This is a genomic window from Microbacterium sp. UBA3394, from assembly GCF_002358725.1.
Lineage (GTDB): Bacteria > Actinomycetota > Actinomycetes > Actinomycetales > Microbacteriaceae > Microbacterium > Microbacterium luteum.
On sequence record NZ_DEPK01000086.1, the window covers coordinates 23,708 to 38,970 of the forward strand.

Annotated in this window: 16 protein-coding genes; 9 read left to right on the forward strand and 7 right to left on the reverse strand. The window is 67.3% G+C overall.

Annotated features, from left to right (window positions below; translation table 11 throughout):
* The first annotated feature begins 8 nt into the window (after positions 1–8).
* From B4E30_RS04965 to B4E30_RS04975, 3 genes are all read left to right on the forward strand, one after another.
* Entirely contained in the window at positions 9–536 is a 528-nt protein-coding gene (locus tag B4E30_RS04965) for a hypothetical protein (protein ID WP_286793787.1), read from the forward strand.
* A 111-nt stretch (positions 537–647) separates the two neighbouring features.
* A complete protein-coding gene (locus B4E30_RS04970; protein WP_286793789.1) occupies positions 648–2,234 on the forward strand; it encodes a sodium-dependent transporter in 1,587 nt (528 codons plus the stop codon).
* A complete protein-coding gene (locus B4E30_RS04975) occupies positions 2,231–2,398 on the forward strand; it encodes a methionine/alanine import family NSS transporter small subunit (RefSeq protein ID WP_075807083.1) in 168 nt (55 codons plus the stop codon). Before B4E30_RS04970 ends, B4E30_RS04975 begins: the two co-directional genes overlap by 4 nt.
* A 33-nt stretch (positions 2,399–2,431) precedes the next feature.
* On the opposite strand, the gene B4E30_RS04980 is transcribed toward B4E30_RS04975, so the two are convergent.
* Positions 2,432–2,803: a hypothetical protein gene (locus B4E30_RS04980; RefSeq protein ID WP_286793791.1), complete on the reverse strand. Its 372-nt coding sequence runs from the start codon at positions 2,801–2,803 to the stop codon at positions 2,432–2,434.
* Between the two features lie 60 nt (positions 2,804–2,863).
* On the opposite strand from B4E30_RS04980, the gene B4E30_RS04985 reads away from it, so the two are divergent.
* The gene (locus B4E30_RS04985) at positions 2,864–3,790 is read left to right on the forward strand and encodes a 5'-3' exonuclease (RefSeq protein ID WP_194383265.1); all 927 of its coding nucleotides are present in this window, start codon (positions 2,864–2,866) and stop codon (positions 3,788–3,790) included.
* Between the two features lie 8 nt (positions 3,791–3,798).
* On the opposite strand, the gene B4E30_RS04990 is transcribed toward B4E30_RS04985, so the two are convergent.
* From B4E30_RS04990 to trpD, 3 genes are read right to left on the reverse strand one after another with little or no spacing between them, the layout of a single operon-like run.
* Positions 3,799–5,070, reverse strand: a complete 1,272-nt coding sequence (locus tag B4E30_RS04990; RefSeq protein ID WP_286793794.1) for a CynX/NimT family MFS transporter — start codon at positions 5,068–5,070, stop codon at positions 3,799–3,801.
* Positions 5,071–5,120: 50 nt separating this feature from the next.
* Entirely contained in the window at positions 5,121–6,110 is a 990-nt protein-coding gene (locus B4E30_RS04995) for a PHP domain-containing protein (RefSeq protein ID WP_194383267.1), read from the reverse strand.
* A gap of 8 nt (positions 6,111–6,118) precedes the next feature.
* On the reverse strand, positions 6,119–7,180 hold the full coding sequence (gene trpD / locus B4E30_RS05000) for an anthranilate phosphoribosyltransferase (protein WP_286717321.1): 1,062 nt from the start codon (positions 7,178–7,180) through the stop codon (positions 6,119–6,121).
* Between the two features lie 178 nt (positions 7,181–7,358).
* On the opposite strand from trpD, the gene B4E30_RS05005 reads away from it, so the two are divergent.
* The 5 genes from B4E30_RS05005 (at position 7,359) to B4E30_RS05025 (ending at position 12,237) form a co-directional block, all read left to right on the forward strand.
* The gene (locus B4E30_RS05005) at positions 7,359–8,000 is read left to right on the forward strand and encodes a cytochrome c oxidase subunit 3 (protein ID WP_071043645.1); all 642 of its coding nucleotides are present in this window, start codon (positions 7,359–7,361) and stop codon (positions 7,998–8,000) included.
* A gap of 19 nt (positions 8,001–8,019) precedes the next feature.
* The gene (locus B4E30_RS05010; RefSeq protein WP_071043646.1) at positions 8,020–8,820 is read left to right on the forward strand and encodes a c-type cytochrome; all 801 of its coding nucleotides are present in this window, start codon (positions 8,020–8,022) and stop codon (positions 8,818–8,820) included.
* A 37-nt stretch (positions 8,821–8,857) separates the two neighbouring features.
* Complete coding sequence (locus B4E30_RS05015; RefSeq protein ID WP_286793796.1) at positions 8,858–9,937, forward strand: ubiquinol-cytochrome c reductase iron-sulfur subunit; 1,080 nt, start codon at positions 8,858–8,860, stop codon at positions 9,935–9,937.
* Positions 9,934–11,754, forward strand: coding sequence for a cytochrome b (locus B4E30_RS05020; protein WP_414683065.1), 1,821 nt, complete (start codon positions 9,934–9,936; stop codon positions 11,752–11,754). The genes B4E30_RS05015 and B4E30_RS05020 overlap by 4 nt, the downstream gene beginning before the upstream one ends.
* Before the next feature lie 72 nt (positions 11,755–11,826).
* A complete protein-coding gene (locus B4E30_RS05025) occupies positions 11,827–12,237 on the forward strand; it encodes a rhodanese-like domain-containing protein (RefSeq protein ID WP_194383271.1) in 411 nt (136 codons plus the stop codon).
* Positions 12,238–12,245: 8 nt separating this feature from the next.
* On the opposite strand, the gene B4E30_RS05030 is transcribed toward B4E30_RS05025, so the two are convergent.
* Genes B4E30_RS05030 through ctaD form a run of 3 tightly spaced genes read right to left on the reverse strand, consistent with a single transcriptional unit; the run spans position 12,246 to position 15,262 of the window.
* Positions 12,246–13,070: a PP2C family protein-serine/threonine phosphatase gene (locus tag B4E30_RS05030; RefSeq protein WP_194383272.1), complete on the reverse strand. Its 825-nt coding sequence runs from the start codon at positions 13,068–13,070 to the stop codon at positions 12,246–12,248.
* A 2-nt stretch (positions 13,071–13,072) separates the two neighbouring features.
* Positions 13,073–13,507: a cytochrome c oxidase subunit 4 gene (locus B4E30_RS05035; protein ID WP_194383273.1), complete on the reverse strand. Its 435-nt coding sequence runs from the start codon at positions 13,505–13,507 to the stop codon at positions 13,073–13,075.
* Positions 13,508–15,262, reverse strand: a complete 1,755-nt coding sequence (ctaD, locus tag B4E30_RS05040; protein WP_286793799.1) for a cytochrome c oxidase subunit I — start codon at positions 15,260–15,262, stop codon at positions 13,508–13,510.
* Position 15,263 lies beyond the last annotated feature (1 nt).

The following is a 15,263-nucleotide window of genomic DNA, read 5'->3' on the forward strand; positions in this document are numbered from 1 at the left end:
CGGAGTGCATGCCCGGCTTCTGCGGTCGGGAGAACTATGACGTGTTCGTGTATCCGACGGTGTCTGCCGAAGATCTCGTGTCCTTCCGCCCCGCGAGTCCCTCACTCGACAACGAGCCGTCGGGTTTCGCCGTCGTCGGGCTTCCCACGAACGTGTACGCCGCCGCTTCGGCGCAGACGCTGAACGGCGAGCTGCTCGGGTTCGACGTGGCCGTGCGCTTCGTTCCGGTCGGCTTCGAGTTCGACTACGGCGACGGATCGACGGCGACGTCGGCGACGGGCGGCGAGACGTGGAGCGCGCAGGGTGCGACGCAATTCGCCCCGACGGAGACGGGCCACACCTACCGCCAACGCGGATGGCACACCGTCACCGCGACCGTCGTCTACGAGGCATCCGTCGACTGGGGATACGGCTGGCGCCCGGTCACCGGCAACGTCCGCGCTGACAGCGGCTCGCATCCCATCGAGGTTCTCGAAGCCCGCACCGCGCTCGTGGAGCGCTCCTGCGCCGAATCGCCGGGTGGACCCGGCTGCTGATTCCTACACCGTGACGACGCATTCTGTCACCGGCCTTCTGCGGCGAGGCGGGCGCTGATAGCGTCGGCGTCCTCAGATCGCCGCCATGAGGATCACGAAGGGAGCTCGTCTGTGAGCGCCACCACCCCCGCCGCCGGGCCCGCGAGACCACGAGAGCAGTGGACCGGCCAGGTCGGTTTCATCCTTTCGGCCATCGGCTCCGCCGTCGGTCTCGGCAACATCTGGCGCTTCCCCGGTGTGGCCTACGAGAACGGCGGAGGCGCGTTCCTCATCCCGTATCTCGTCGCCCTCATCACCGCGGGCATCCCCATCCTGTTCCTCGACTACGCGATCGGCCACCGCTTCCGAGGCGCCGCGCCGACGGCGTTCCGTCGACTCGGCGGGCGCGCCGGGCGCTGGATCGAGTCTCTCGGGTGGTTTCAAGTCACGATCGCCTTCGTGATCGGCTTGTACTACACCGCCGTCATCGCCTGGGCGCTCAGCTTCTTCGTCTTCTCCTTCGACCTGCGATGGGGAGACGACCCGGCCGGGTTCCTGTTCGGCGAGTACCTGCGGGTCGGTGACCCCGGCATCAGCTTCGACTTCGTTCCCGGCGTTCTCATCCCGCTCGCCATCGTCTGGATCGCCGCGATCGTGGTGCTCGCAGCCGGCGTCGCGAAGGGCCTGCAGCGGGTGAACGTCGTCTTCCTGCCGCTGCTGGTGGTCGCGTTCCTCGTGCTCGTGGTGCGCGCTCTCTTCCTCGAGGGCGCGGCCGATGGCCTGAATGCCCTCTTCACGCCGAACTGGCAGGCGCTCGCCGATCCCGACGTCTGGATCGCCGCCTACAGTCAGATCTTCTTCTCCCTGTCGATCGCGTTCGGCATCATGATCACCTACGCCTCCTACCGCAAGCGTCGGTCGAACCTCACCAGCCCGGGTCTCGTGGTCGCGTTCGCCAACTCGTCCTTCGAGATCCTCGCCGGCATCGGCGTGTTCGCCACGCTGGGGTTCCTCGCCTTCCGACAGGGCGTCGATGTCTCGGAACTCGACGGCATCGCCGGCGTCGGACTGTCCTTCGTGACCTTCCCGGCCATCGTCTCCGAGATGCCCGGCGGCCCGATCTTCGGTGCCCTGTTCTTCGGTTCACTCGCGATGGCCGGCTTCACCTCCCTCGTCTCGGTGCTGCAGGTGGTGATCGCCGCCGTGCAAGAGAAGCTGTCGATCTCGCGACGCGCGGCGGCTGTGGGCATCGGGGTCGTCTCGGCAGTGCTCTCGGTGCTGTTCTTCTCCACCACGACGGGTCTGCTCGCCCTCGATGTGACGGACATGTGGGCCAACAACGTCGGAATCGTCGCGTCGGCCGTGCTCATGACCATCCTCGTCATCTGGGTGCTGCGCCGCGGACCCGAACTGCGCTACCACCTCAACGCGGTGTCGACCTTCCCGGTCGGACGCATCTGGATCGGCCTCGTCGGGGTGCTGGCCCCTCTCGTGCTCGGCTACATGCTCGTCGCCCGCATCATCACGCTCCTGACCGAGGGGTACGACACGTATCCGTTCTGGTACCTGGGGATCTTCGGATGGGGCACGGTGGCCGTGCTCGTTCTCGGCGCCGTGATCGGCACACTCGTGCCCTGGCGGCACTCCCCCGATGACTACCGCGCGTGGCCGCCGTATCCGCCGGCGTCCGTCGACAATCGCAAGGAGGCACGCCGATGACTCCGCTCGCCATCACCTTCCTCGTCCTCGCGATCGTGATCGTGTGGGGAGGACTCCTCGGCAGTTCGCTGTTCCTGCGCGCCCGCCCGGAACGGACGACCTACCCCGAGGGCGGGATCGACGATCATCGCGAGGATCTCGGGATCATCGAACACGACACGTGAGTCGTCGCCGACGGGCGGCGGGTCGAGCAGCGATCAGCCGTCGCCGACGACGACCGTGAACGTGATTGCCTCGTCACCGTTGTCGACGTTCGACATCAGGACCTCGGTGCTCCCCGCGGAGAGTCCGGTGACCCCTGGGTTGAAGGTCGCGTCGTCCTCCACTCGGCCCGGCGTGAACTCAGCGATCGAGGTGTCGGCGATGTCTCCGGCGTAACTGTCGACCGGCACGTCCCCGGTGTCGATGTTCAGCACCTGGCCGACGACGAGGTCGACGGTGGCGTTCTGCAGATCGTCGACCTCCATCGTGACGGGCGCGATCACATCGCCGTCCGAAGACGAGCATCCGCTGATCGCGACAGCGGCGGCGACGATGGCGAGCGCGGGAACCCACGTGTTCATTCGCATGATCCCACCCTGGCAGAAGACCGCCCGGTGCACGGACAGGCGCCGTGACAGGATGAGTGCGTGACCGAACGCCTCATGCTTCTGGATTCCGCGTCGCTCTACTTCCGCGCGTTCTACGGCGTTCCGGACACCGTGAAGGCGCCGGACGGGCGCGCGGTGAACGCCGCACACGGGTTCCTCGACATGATCGCGCGTCTGGTGTCGGCATACGAGCCCTCCCACCTCGTCGCCTGTTGGGACGACGACTGGCGTCCGCAGTGGCGCGTGGATCTCATCCCCTCGTACAAAGCGCACCGCGTCGTCGAGATCGTCGCGGACGGCCCCGATGTCGAAGAGGTCCCCGATCCGCTCGAGCAGCAGATTCCGGTGATCCGCGAGGCGCTGGACGCCCTCGGCATCCCGATCGTGGGCGCGCCCGCGCACGAAGCCGACGATGTCATCGGCACCCTCGCCACGCGTGCGACGATGCCGGTGGACATCGTCACCGGCGACCGCGACCTGTTCCAGCTCGTCGACGACGAGCGCGGGATCCGGGTGATCTACACCGCGCGAGGAATGAGCAATCTGGATCTCGTCGACGACGCGTTCATCGTCGGCAAGTACGGCGTACGTGCGTCGCACTACGCCGACTACGCGACGCTGCGGGGCGATTCGTCCGACGGCCTCCCCGGCGTCGCCGGCGTGGGAGAGAAGACGGCCGCGACACTGCTCGCGGCGCACGGTGACATCGCCGGCATCACCGCGGCGGCCCAAGCGAGCACGGGCATGACCCCGGCCCAGCGCACCAAGGTTCTCGCCGCATCCGACTACCTGGCGGTCGCACCCCGCGTCGTCGAGGTCGTGCGCACGCTCGATCTCCCCGATGTCGACGGCGCACTGCTGCCGCTTCCCGACGATCTCCTCTCCCGCACCGCCGCCGTCGCGGAGCGGTGGTCGCTCGGTTCGTCGATGGCGCGTGCAGCCGAAGCGCTGACCGCGCGAGCCTGAGTCGCGAGTCAGCGCGAGCGCTGTGCGGTGATCACGGCGCTCATGAGCAGCACCGCGTAGGCGACCGACAGCGCCAGCGTCACCCAGAGGGTGGCGCTCCACGATCCCGTCGCATCGTGCACGCCGCCGAGGATCGGCGCCGCCGTCGCACCGAGGGCATACCCGCCACCCTGCACGAGAGCGGAGATCCCCGTCGCCTCGGCGTCGGTGCGTGCCACCGCGACGAGCGTGCTGAAGACGACGACGAAGCCTCCCGCGTGTCCCATCGCCCCGATGCTCAGCCACACCCAGAGCAGCTCCGGCGCGAGAAGCACTCCGACGGCGAGGATGATCCACGACGCGCAGACCACCGCGGCGGGCACGAGGCGCGGCGTGAACCGCGTCAGAACCGGGATCAGCAGCGCACCGGCGATACCCACACCTTGGAACACCGAGGCCATCGCACCGGCGGACGAAGCGCCGACCCCGAGCAGGTCGGCGGTCATGGCAGGCAGCCACGTGCTGTAGCCGTAGTACAAGAAGGCCTGCGAGGCGAATGCGGCGACGAGAAGCCACACCACCGGACGCGCGAGGTAGGAGCGTCCGCGCCGCGAGGTGACGACCGGCGTGGGTCCGGTCAGGCCGGCGGGATCCCATCCGCGCGACGACGGCCCGTCCGGGCGTGTCCGAGCAGGGTGCGCAACCAAGCCGCCGGCGCGGCGTTCCCGGGCGAGATGCACGCTCCAGACAGCGATGCCCGCGACCGTGAGAACCGACCAGCCGAACAGCGCCAGCGGCCATCCGATCGCTTCGGCGACGGGCGCGGTCAGCAGCGTCGTCAGGAGGGATCCGACGTTCAGCGTTGCCGTGTAGGCCGCCGTGACCACACCGACCCTCTCGCCCGGAACGTCGCGACGGATGACGACAGGGGTCACGACGTTCCCGATCGTCACCGACGCGCCGATGACCACCATTCCCGCCAAGAGCCACCCGAACCCCGGAAGCGTGCGGATGACCGTCCCCACCAGCACTCCCACGAGCGAGAGCAGAAGGGCGAGCTCCGCCCCCGCGCGACGGATGACGATGGCCGCCAGCGGCGTGAGGAGCGCGAACATCAGCACCGGCGCCGTCGTCAGGAGCCCTGCCTGCGCGGAGGGGATGCCGAGGTCCACCTCGATGTCGCGGAGCACGGGCGTCGGCGCGACGATGTGTCCGCGAAAGCTGAGAGCGGCCACGAGGATACCCGCGACGACCAGCCAGGGGAACGCGCCGCGAACGACGGGTTCCGAACGGCTTCTCACCTGTCGAGTCTACGGATGCGCCCGGAGGCCTCCGACCATGCGCGCGCCGTTCACGCCGCCGTCCAGTCACGCAGGCGATCGAGGGACCAGGTGGTGATGATGCGCTCGGGCGGCACCCCCAGCCGCTCAGCGCGTGCCGCGCCGTGGTCCAAGAGGGAGAGCTGTCCGGGAGCGTGCGCATCCGAATCGATGGCGAAGAGGCAGCCGACCTCCAGCGCGAGCGTGATGAGTTCGTCGGGAGGATCCTGACGCTCCGGGCGGCTGTTGATCTCGACGGCCGTTCCGTGCTCCGCGCAGGCCTCGAACACTGCACGGGGGTCGAACTGCGACGGCGGACGGGTCCCGCGGCTCCCTTCGACGAGCCTTCCCGTCACGTGCCCGAGCACATCCACCCGAGCATCCGACACCGCCGCCACCAGACGGCGCGTCATCGGCCCGCGATCCATGCGCAGTTTCGAGTGCGCCGACGCGACGACGACGTCGAGCTCATCCAGGAGCTCGGAATCCTGATCCAGCGCCCCGTCTTCGAGGATGTCCACCTCGATCCCCGTCAGCAGGGTGAATCCGTCGCCATGGAAGCCCCGTACGAGCACCATCTGTTCCCGCAGGCGATCCGCCGTCAGCCCGTTCGCCACGCGAAGCCGCGGCGAATGATCGGTCAGGGCGAGGTACTCGTGGCCCAGAGAGCGTGCGGCGTCGACCATGAGGTCGATCGGGGTGAGTCCGTCCGACCAGTCGCTGTGACTGTGCAGGTCTCCCCGCAGCAGCCGTCGCATCTCAGACGACTGCTCGACCCCGGCACTCGCGCGGAGCGCCGCGAGCCGCTCGGGGATCTCTCCCGCCAGCGCCTGAGCGATGACGGTGAGGGAGGATTCGCCAATCCCCTTGCGGCGACGGAGCGCCGCCGTATCCGCAAGCTCCGCATCACTCAGCCCCGCGATCGCATCCGCCGCCGTGCGAAACGCCTTGGATCGGTAGCGCGACGAACGCTCCCGCTCGAGCAGCGTCGCGATCTCCGTCAACGCGTCGTGCGGGTTCATCCCGACCCTCAGCCCGCGAGATCCCGCGTGGCGGCGACCCACGCGTCGAGCGTCCGCGAGGCTGCCCCGCTGTCGATCGCCTCTCGTGCGGTGTCGATCGCCTCGCCGAGGCGGTCGAGGATCGGCCGCTGCACCTGCGCGGCATCGCGGTAAAGGCGATAGGCGACGATTCCCGCGGCGGCATTGAGCAGAACGATGTCGCGGACCGGTCCCGCCTCGCCCGCCAGCACCCGGCGCACCACCTCGGCGTTGTGCGTCGGGTCGCCGCCGATGAGATCCGCCATCTCGGCCAGCGGAACGCCGAGGTCCCGCGGATCGACGTCGTGCTCGTGGACGTCTCCGCGGCTCACTTCCCACAGGCGGGAATGGCCGGTGGTGGTCAGTTCGTCGAGTCCGTCGTCGCCACGGAAGACGAGGGCCGTGGCGCCGCGATTTCGGAAGACGCCGGTGATCAGCGGCACACGCTCCAAGCTGGCGACGCCCACTGCGTTGGCTTCGGCCCTCGCGGGGTTGGACAGCGGCCCGAGGAAATTGAACACCGTCGGCACGCCGAGTTCCTTGCGCACGGCACCGGCGTGACGGAATCCGGGGTGGAAGGCAGACGCGAAGACGAACGTGATGCCGGCCCGCTCCAGCGTCTCGGTGACCGCGGCAGGATCCAGGGTCAGCTCCACGCCGAGCGCCCCCAGCACATCCGAGGATCCGGAGGCCGAACTCGCGGCGCGGTTGCCGTGCTTGACGACGGGGATGCCGGTGGCGGCGGCCACGACGGATGCCATCGTCGACACGTTCACGGTTCCGAAGCGGTCGCCGCCGGTGCCGACGATGTCGAGCACCTCGGCACTCACCGGCAGCGGCACCGCAGCCTCGAGGATGGCGTCACGGAATCCGACGACCTCGTCGATCGTCTCCCCCTTCGCGCGGAGCGCGATGAGGAAAGCGCCGATCTGACCCGGCGTCGCCTCCCCCGCCATGATGCGTCGCATCGCCCACGTCGATTCCGACACGCTGAGGTCGCGCCCATGCAGGAGTGAGGTGAGGATTCCGGGCCACGAAGACGACTCCGACATGCCACCGAGCCTACCGTCGGCCGACTTGTGCGGATTCACGGCCCGCGCCCGGCCCGCTGTCAGCCCGCCCACAGCGTCCTGATCGGTGATTTACCGTCACTTCTTAGGGCGCCCTTACTTCTCATCGCGCGCGACAAGGGTGTCCAGATGGGGAAAACCCGCTCCGGAATCGGCAATAATGGTGGACGTGACGACCACGCCAGCGACCTATGCCCAGGCGATGCGTTCTGTCAAGCGCCCGGACCCGGTCGCCGTCGGAACCATCGTGTGGCTCGGCAGCGAGGTGATGTTCTTCGCGGGACTGTTCGCGATCTACTTCACCCTGCGGAGCACCTCCCCCGATCTGTGGGCTGAGGAGACCCAGCTGCTGAACGTGCCCTACGCGTTCGCCAACACCGTCATCCTCGTGCTCTCCTCGGTCACCTGCCAGATGGGCGTGTTCGCCGCCGAGCGCTTCCAGCCGTACACCTCCACGGGCGGCGGCCGCCGCCGGTGGGGCATGGTGCCGTGGTTCTGGCTGACCTTCGCTCTCGGCGCGATCTTCGTCTCGGGACAGGTGTGGGAGTATGCGCAGCTCGTGTATGAAGGCATGCCGATCACGGCCAATGCATACGCCTCGGCCTTCTATCTGACGACCGGATTCCACGCGCTTCACGTCACCGGCGGACTCGTCGCCTTCCTCCTCGTGATCGGTCGCGCCTACGCGGTCAAGAACTTCGGCCGCAAGGAGATGACCTCGGCGATCGTGGTCTCGTACTACTGGCACTTCGTCGACGTCGTCTGGATCGCCCTGTTCGCCGTCATCTACTTCCTGAAATAGAGCGGAGCTGATCCCCCACATGGCACGCACGAAACCGCGCCGCTCCCAGGGCCGCCGCAGTCCGTGGGCGGCCGCCGCCCTCATCGGCGTCGGACTGCTGCTCACCGGCGGTGCCTATGCCGGCGCCTCCGCCGCTATGGCTTCCACGACCGACGAGACGTCGGCCTCGGCCCTGACGGTCGAAGACGGCAAGAAGCTGTTCCAGGCGAACTGCGCAACCTGTCACGGACTCGACCTGCAGGGCACCGAGAGCGGCCCGTCGCTCTACGGCGTCGGCGAGCTCTCCGTGGAATTCCAGGTCGCGACCGGGCGCATGCCGCTGCAGATGCAGGGCCCGCAGGCGCCGCAGAAGCCGGTGCAGTTCACCGAGGAGCAGATCCAGGCGATGGCGGCATACGTGCAGAGCACGTCGCCCGGCCCCGAGTTCCCCTCTCCCGAGATCCTCGACGGAGAAGGCGACATCGCGCGCGGCGCCGAGCTCTTCCGGATCAACTGCGCGATGTGCCACAACGTGGCGGCTGCCGGAGGCGCGCTCACCGAGGGCAAGTACGCGCCCGAGCTCACCGAGACCAGCGCCCTCCACATGTACGCGGCGATGGTCACCGGCCCGCAGAACATGCCGGTGTTCAACGACATGACCCTCAGTCTCGAGGACAAGCGCGACATCATCTCGTCGCTGCTGTTCATCCAGGAGAACGAGTCCCCGGGCGGCTTCAAGCTCGGATCGCTCGGACCGGTCTCCGAAGGCCTGTTCATCTGGATCTTCGGCATCGGGTCATTGATCGCCATCACCGTCTGGATCACGGCGAAATCCAACTGACCCACCCCTGACACTGCAAGCACCTACGAGGAGCACCATGGCAAACGAGCACGACGCGCTCGAGCACGAGAGGGCTTCGTGGAAGCCCTCCCCCGGGCTCGCCGTCGCGGTGAGCGACCCGGTGCGCACACCCGATCTTCCGCCGCACCGCGAGCGGATGACCGACAAGGACCCGGCCGCGATGAAGCGCGCCGTCCGCACGGTCTACACGCTCTTCTACCTCTCGGTGGCCGGCAGCATTTGGGCCGTCGCGGCCTACATGCTGTTCCCGATCGAGAGCGGATCGATCGTCGACATCCGCAACAACAACCTGTTCGTGGGTCTCGGCATCGCGCTCGCGCTGCTCGCGATCGGAATCGGCGCGATCCACTGGTCCAAGGCCGTGATGCCCGACAAGGAATTCATCGAGCCGCGGCACGCCACGCGCGGCCGGGACGCCACCCGCGAGGGTGCGGTGGCGGTCTTCGAAGCCGCCAACGAAGAGTCCGGTTTCGGTCGTCGCGCCATGATCCGCAACTCGCTGATCGCCGCCCTGGCCGCTTCGGTCGTTCCTGGCATCACCCTGTTCCGAGGTCTCGCCCCGGAGAGCTCTCCCGAGAACCCTTACGCGGGTGACCCGGTCTACCTCCTCAGCCACACCATGTGGAAGGAAGGGTCGCGTCTGGCTCACGACCCCGAGGGAACGCCGATCCGCGCCGCAGACGTCACGCTCGGCTCGGCCGTGCACGTGATCCCGGCCGAGCTGGCCGAACTCAGCCACGAGGAGGGCTACCTCGAGGAGAAGGCGAAGGCGATCGTCCTCCTCATGCGCATGCCTCCGGAAGACCTCATCGAGACCCCTGAGCGTGCCGACTGGTCCTACGACGGCATCATCGCCTACTCGAAGGTCTGCACCCACGTGGGCTGCCCGGTCGCCTTGTACGAGCAGCAGACGCATCACCTGCTCTGCCCCTGCCATCAGTCTCAGTTCGACGTCGCGGACGGCGCCAAGGTGATCTTCGGTCCGGCCGCCCGCCCGCTCCCCCAGCTGCCGATCACGGTGGACGACGAGGGATACCTCATCGCGCGGAGTGACTTCGAAGAACCCGTCGGCCCGAGCTTCTGGGAGCGCCATTGAGTACCTCGCACCCCACGGAGAACGTCACTCAGGAGCCCGCGCTCCCGAAGTCGGCGTCCACCCGTGACAAGCCTCTCGGCGGTCGATTCGTCGGCGCCGCGTCGAACTATCTGGACGAGCGCACGAGCATCTCCGGGATCACCAAGGAGCTCGGTCGCAAGATCTTCCCCGACCACTGGTCGTTCATGCTCGGCGAGATCGCGCTCTGGAGCTTCGTCGTCGTCCTGCTCTCGGGTGTCTTCCTGACGTTCTTCTTCCAGGCGTCGATGGTCGAGACCCGCTACACCGGCGCCTACATCCCGATGCGCGGCGTCGAGATGTCTGCCGCCATGGACTCCGCGCTCCGGATCTCCTTCGACATCCGCGGCGGCCTGCTCGTTCGTCAGATCCACCACTGGGCAGCCCTCGTCTTCGTCGCCGGCATCGGCGTGCACATGCTGCGCGTGTTCTTCACGGGAGCGTTCCGCAAGCCGCGCGAGCTGAACTGGGTGATCGGCTTCATCCTCTTCATCCTCGCCATGGCGGAAGGCTTCACCGGCTACTCCCTCCCCGACGACCTGCTCTCGGGCAACGGCCTTCGCATCATCGACGGCATGATCAAGGGCATTCCGCTGATCGGAACCTGGACCTCGTTCCTGCTCTTCGGGGGCGAGTTCCCGGGCACCCAGATCGTGGGTCGCCTCTACACCCTGCACATCCTGTTGCTCCCGGCGATCCTGGTCGCACTGCTGGCCCTCCACCTCATGTTGATGATCATCAACAAGCACACGCAGTTCGCCGGCCCCGGCCGCACGAACAGCAACGTCGTGGGATTCCCGATGGTGCCGGTCTACATGTCCAAGATGGGCGGCTTCTTCTTCATCGTGTTCGGCGTGATCGTTCTGATCGCCTCGCTGTTCACGATCAACCCGATCTGGAACTACGGTCCCTACGATCCCTCACCGGTCTCGGCCGGCACCCAGCCCGACTGGTACATCGGCTTCGCCGACGGCGCCCTGCGTCTTGTGCCGCCGCACTGGGAGTTCGTCTTCCTCGACCGCACGTGGTCGTTCAACATCCTCGTGCCGCTCGCGGTGCTGGGACTGTTCATCGTGCTCGTGCTCATCTACCCCTTCATCGAGGCGTGGATCACCGGTGACAAGCGCGAGCACCACATCGCTCAGCGTCCGCGCAACGCGGCGACCCGCACGGCGATCGGCGCCGCCGGCGTCGTGTTCTACGCCGCTCTCTGGGCCGCGGCTTCATCGGACATCATCGCGACGCACTTCAAGGTCACGATGGAGGGTGTCATCCACAGCCTCCAGGCCATGCTCATCTTCGGGCCGATCATCGCCTACTTCGTCACCAAGCGCATCTGCATCGCGCTGCAGAAGAAGGACCGCGAGATCGTGCTGCACGGCTACGAGTCCGGTCGAATCGTCCGCCTCCCGGGTGGCGAGTACATCGAGGTCCACCAGCCCGTCGACGAGTTCGAGCGGTGGCGCCTGATCGATGCCGAGACCTACGAGCCCCTTGTGGTGCGGCCCAACGACAAGGGCAGCATCCCTTGGCACGCGAACCTGCGCGCCGCCCTGTCGCGGTGGTTCTTCGAGGACCGACTCGCGCCCCTCACCCAGACCGAACTCGACGCGGCGACCGCGCACCAGCACCACGCTCTGGAGCACATCGCCACCGAGGAGGATGCCGAGATCCAGGGCGCTCACGAGCGCGCGGGCGTCCCCGACGCACCTCACGTGCCGATCGACGACGGCCATCACCCCGAAACGGCGAACCGTCCGTCGAACGTGATCATCCCGGACGAGGACGACAAGAAGTAGTCGGCAGGATATCGACGTTCGGTGGCCGTCTCCCCGCTGGGGAGGCGGCCATCGCGTCGTTAGCGTTGATCCATGACCTCCGACGCCCTGACCTATTTCGAGAACAAGCTCGCACATGAGACGGATGCGAGCGACGTCTATGCCGCACAGCACGCCGGCGATGAGTTCGTGCTCGTCGACGTGCGGAGCGACGAGGCGTGGCGACAAGGTCGCATCCGCGGCGCCATCCATCTCCCCCACCAGCGCATCGCGACGGCGGCGACCGACCTCATCGCCGCGGGGACACCCGTCGTCGTCTACTGCTGGTCACCGGGCTGCAATGGCGGCGCGAAGGGCGCTGCCGCGTTCGCGCGGCTCGGCTACGACGTCAAGGAGATGATCGGCGGATACGAATACTGGGTGCGCGAAGGACAACCCACCGTGAACGACGACGGTGAGCTCCCGCGGGTGTTCGATCCCCAGGTCATGGTCGTGCGCGCCTGACCCCGTCCTCACCCGGTCTGCTCGATCTCCCACATCTCGTCGTCTTCGAGCCCCTCGGCGAATCTGCCTGCCGCTGCGCCGGCGAACTGCACGCGCTCCAGGTCTTCACTCTCGTCGGAGATCAGCACATCGCAGACCACCGCCGTGACGTTGTCCAGCGTGCCCGCCTCGAGCGCGAGCCTCACGAGCTCGTCGGCGGCCTCCCGCGGTGTGGCTGCGCGGTCCACCATGACGCGGGCCACATCGTCTTCGGGAACGTAGTCCGTCAGACCGTCGCTGCACAGCAGCCATCGATCCCCTTCGCCCAGCTCCGTCTCCGCCACCGAGACCACGTCGGCCTCACCGCCGCCCAGGGAGGCCGTGATGATGTTGCGGCGGGGGTGCGTCGCGGCGTCCTCGGGGGCGATGATGCCTCGGTCGACGAGCACCTGCACGTACGAGTCGTCGCGGGTCTGGCGTTCGAATCGCCCGTCGCGCACCCGATACGCTCGCGAGTCGCCGGAGTGCGCGATCAGCAGGTGCTCGGCACCGGCGAGGAAGACGCCCGTGAAGGTCGTCGCCATGCCGCGCAGCGATGGATCGCGCTCGGTGTGGGCGCGAAGGTCCCAGTTCGCCTCGAGGATGCGTTCACGCAACGCCTGGGCCGTCCAGGTCGTGACACGACCTGCGACCAACCGGTGCACCAGCGCGGCGGAGGCGAGATCGCCGGACGGCCCGCCGCCAACTCCGTCGGCTACGGCCGCACCCCAGCTCGACGCGAAAGCCGCATCCTGATTGACGTCCCGGTAGGAGCCGACGTCGGATGCGGCAGCCGCGAGAAGGCGATGAGCCACGCTCAGCGTGCGAAGTATCCGCGGTAGTACTCGTAGACCCAGCCGACGATCGCAACGAGGAAGATCGCGAAACCGATCGGCACCATCCACGAGCCGACGGCGAGACCGATGAACGCGATCGACGCCGAGAAGGCGAGAACGATGGGCCACCAGGACCACGGGCTGAACTCGCCGAGCTCGGGATCACCGTCGTCGATGTCGGCGGTCAGCACATCTTCGGGCAGTTCGCCACCCTGTGCCTTGTGAAGGCGATCCACGTAGAACGCGATCATCACGCCCATGAGACCGGCGAAGAAGAGCGCCACCGTGCCGACCCATTCGATGGCCGTGTACCACGGCACATCGGGGTGGCCGATGATGTTCCACGCCGTGTAGACGACGCCGATCAGGAAGGAGAAGGCGGTGAGGATCCACCAGAGACCGACATTGGTACGCACTTACTTGACCTCTCCCTGGGCGACGTCGACGACGGGCGTCTGCGGGGCATCCTTCGCCGGGCCGACACCGACCGGGAGGCCGGCCTCGGGGTGGTTCAGGTCGAACGCCGGACGCTCGCTGCGAATGCGCGGGATCGACGTGAAGTTGTGGCGCGGCGGCGGGCACGACGTCGCCCACTCCAGCGAGCCACCGTAGCCCCAGGGGTCGTTCACCGTCACCTTCGGGGCCTTACGCGAGGTGAGCCACACGTTGAACAGGAACGGGATCATCGACGCGCCGAGAACGATGGAGCCGACCGTCGACACCTGGTTCTGCCATGTCCAGCCGTCGGCCGCCGAGTAGTCCGCGTAACGGCGGACCATGCCGTCGACACCGAGCCAGTGCTGGATGAGGAAGGTCATGTGGAAGCCGATGAACAGCAGCCAGAAGTGGACGTAGCCGAGTCGCTCGTTGAGCATGCGCCCGGTCCACTTCGGCCACCAGAAGTAGAAGCCCGCGAACATCGCGAACACCACGGTGCCGAAGACGACGTAGTGGAAGTGCGCCACCACGAAGTAGGAGTCGGAGAGCTGGAAGTCCAGGGGCGGCGAGGCGAGGATGACACCGGTCAGGCCGCCGAAGACGAACGAGATCAAGAAGCCGAGCGCGAAGACCATCGGTGTCTCGAACGTCACCGAGCCGCGCCAGAGCGTGCCGATCCAGTTGAAGATCTTCACACCCGTGGGAACGGCGATGAGCATGGTCATCAACGCGAAGAACGGGAGGAGAACGCTGCCGGTGACGTACATGTGGTGTGCCCAGACGGCCACGGAGAGCGCCGCGATGGCGATCGTCGCGTAGACCAGCGTCTTGTATCCGAAGATCGGCTTGCGGCTGAACACCGGGAAGATCTCCGACACGATGCCGAAGAACGGCAGCGCGATGATGTACACCTCGGGGTGACCGAAGAACCAGAACAGGTGCTGCCACAGCAGCACACCGCCGTTCTGCGGATCGTAGATGTGGGCGCCGAGCACACGGTCCGCGGCGGCGGCGAGGATCGCCGCGGCCAGCACGGGGAAGGCCATCAGCACGAGGATGCTGGTGATGAGCGTGTTCCACGTGAAGATCGGCATGCGCCACATGGTCATACCCGGAGCACGCATCGTCAGGATGGTCGTGATGAAGTTCACGGCGCCGAGGATCGTGCCGAAACCGCTCATGCCGAGGCCCAGCATCCAGAGGTTCCCGCCGACGCCGGGCGAGAAGCTGGCGTTGGCGAGCGGCTGGTACGCGAACCATCCGAATGCCGCCGCGCCCTGCGGCGTGAGGAAGCCGGCGACGGCGATGGTCGAGCCGAAGAGGAACAGCCAGAACGCGAAGGCGTTCAGTCGCGGGAATGCGACGTCGGGGGCACCCAGCTGCAACGGCAGGATCGCGTTCGCGAAGCCCGCGAACAGCGGCGTCGCGAACATGAGGAGCATGATCGTGCCGTGCATGGTGAACAGCTGGTTGTACTGCTCCTTCGTGGGCACGATCTGCATGCCGGGCTCGAACAGCTCAGCGCGGATGATGAGCGCCATGACGCCACCGAGCATGAAGAACAGCACGGAGGCGATCAGGTACATGTAGCCGATCGTCTTGTGGTCGGTGGAGGTGATCCACTTGACGACGATGTTGCCCTTCTGCTCGACGCGGGTCGAGCTCATGAGGGCGGCCTGACGCGGCGGCACGGTCTTCGGTCGCGTCGTCTCCTGCGGCAGAGTCGTGGCCATG

Excerpts from the sequence above, each read along its gene's own strand:
- trpD (WP_286717321.1), bottom strand. The coding sequence starts at position 7,180 with ATGTCGGAGTCGTCTTCGTGGCCCGGAATCCTCACCTCACTCCTGCAT.
- B4E30_RS05015 (WP_286793796.1), top strand. The coding sequence starts at position 8,858 with ATGGCAAACGAGCACGACGCGCTCGAGCACGAGAGGGCTTCGTGGAAG.
- B4E30_RS04965 (WP_286793787.1), top strand. The coding sequence starts at position 9 with ATGCCCGGCTTCTGCGGTCGGGAGAACTATGACGTGTTCGTGTATCCG.
- B4E30_RS04975 (WP_075807083.1), top strand. The coding sequence starts at position 2,231 with ATGACTCCGCTCGCCATCACCTTCCTCGTCCTCGCGATCGTGATCGTG.
- B4E30_RS05025 (WP_194383271.1), top strand. The coding sequence starts at position 11,827 with ATGACCTCCGACGCCCTGACCTATTTCGAGAACAAGCTCGCACATGAG.
- ctaD (WP_286793799.1), bottom strand. The coding sequence starts at position 15,262 with ATGGCCACGACTCTGCCGCAGGAGACGACGCGACCGAAGACCGTGCCG.
- B4E30_RS04995 (WP_194383267.1), bottom strand. The coding sequence starts at position 6,110 with ATGAACCCGCACGACGCGTTGACGGAGATCGCGACGCTGCTCGAGCGG.
- B4E30_RS04980 (WP_286793791.1), bottom strand. The coding sequence starts at position 2,803 with ATGCGAATGAACACGTGGGTTCCCGCGCTCGCCATCGTCGCCGCCGCT.
- B4E30_RS05005 (WP_071043645.1), top strand. The coding sequence starts at position 7,359 with ATGGTGGACGTGACGACCACGCCAGCGACCTATGCCCAGGCGATGCGT.
- B4E30_RS05010 (WP_071043646.1), top strand. The coding sequence starts at position 8,020 with ATGGCACGCACGAAACCGCGCCGCTCCCAGGGCCGCCGCAGTCCGTGG.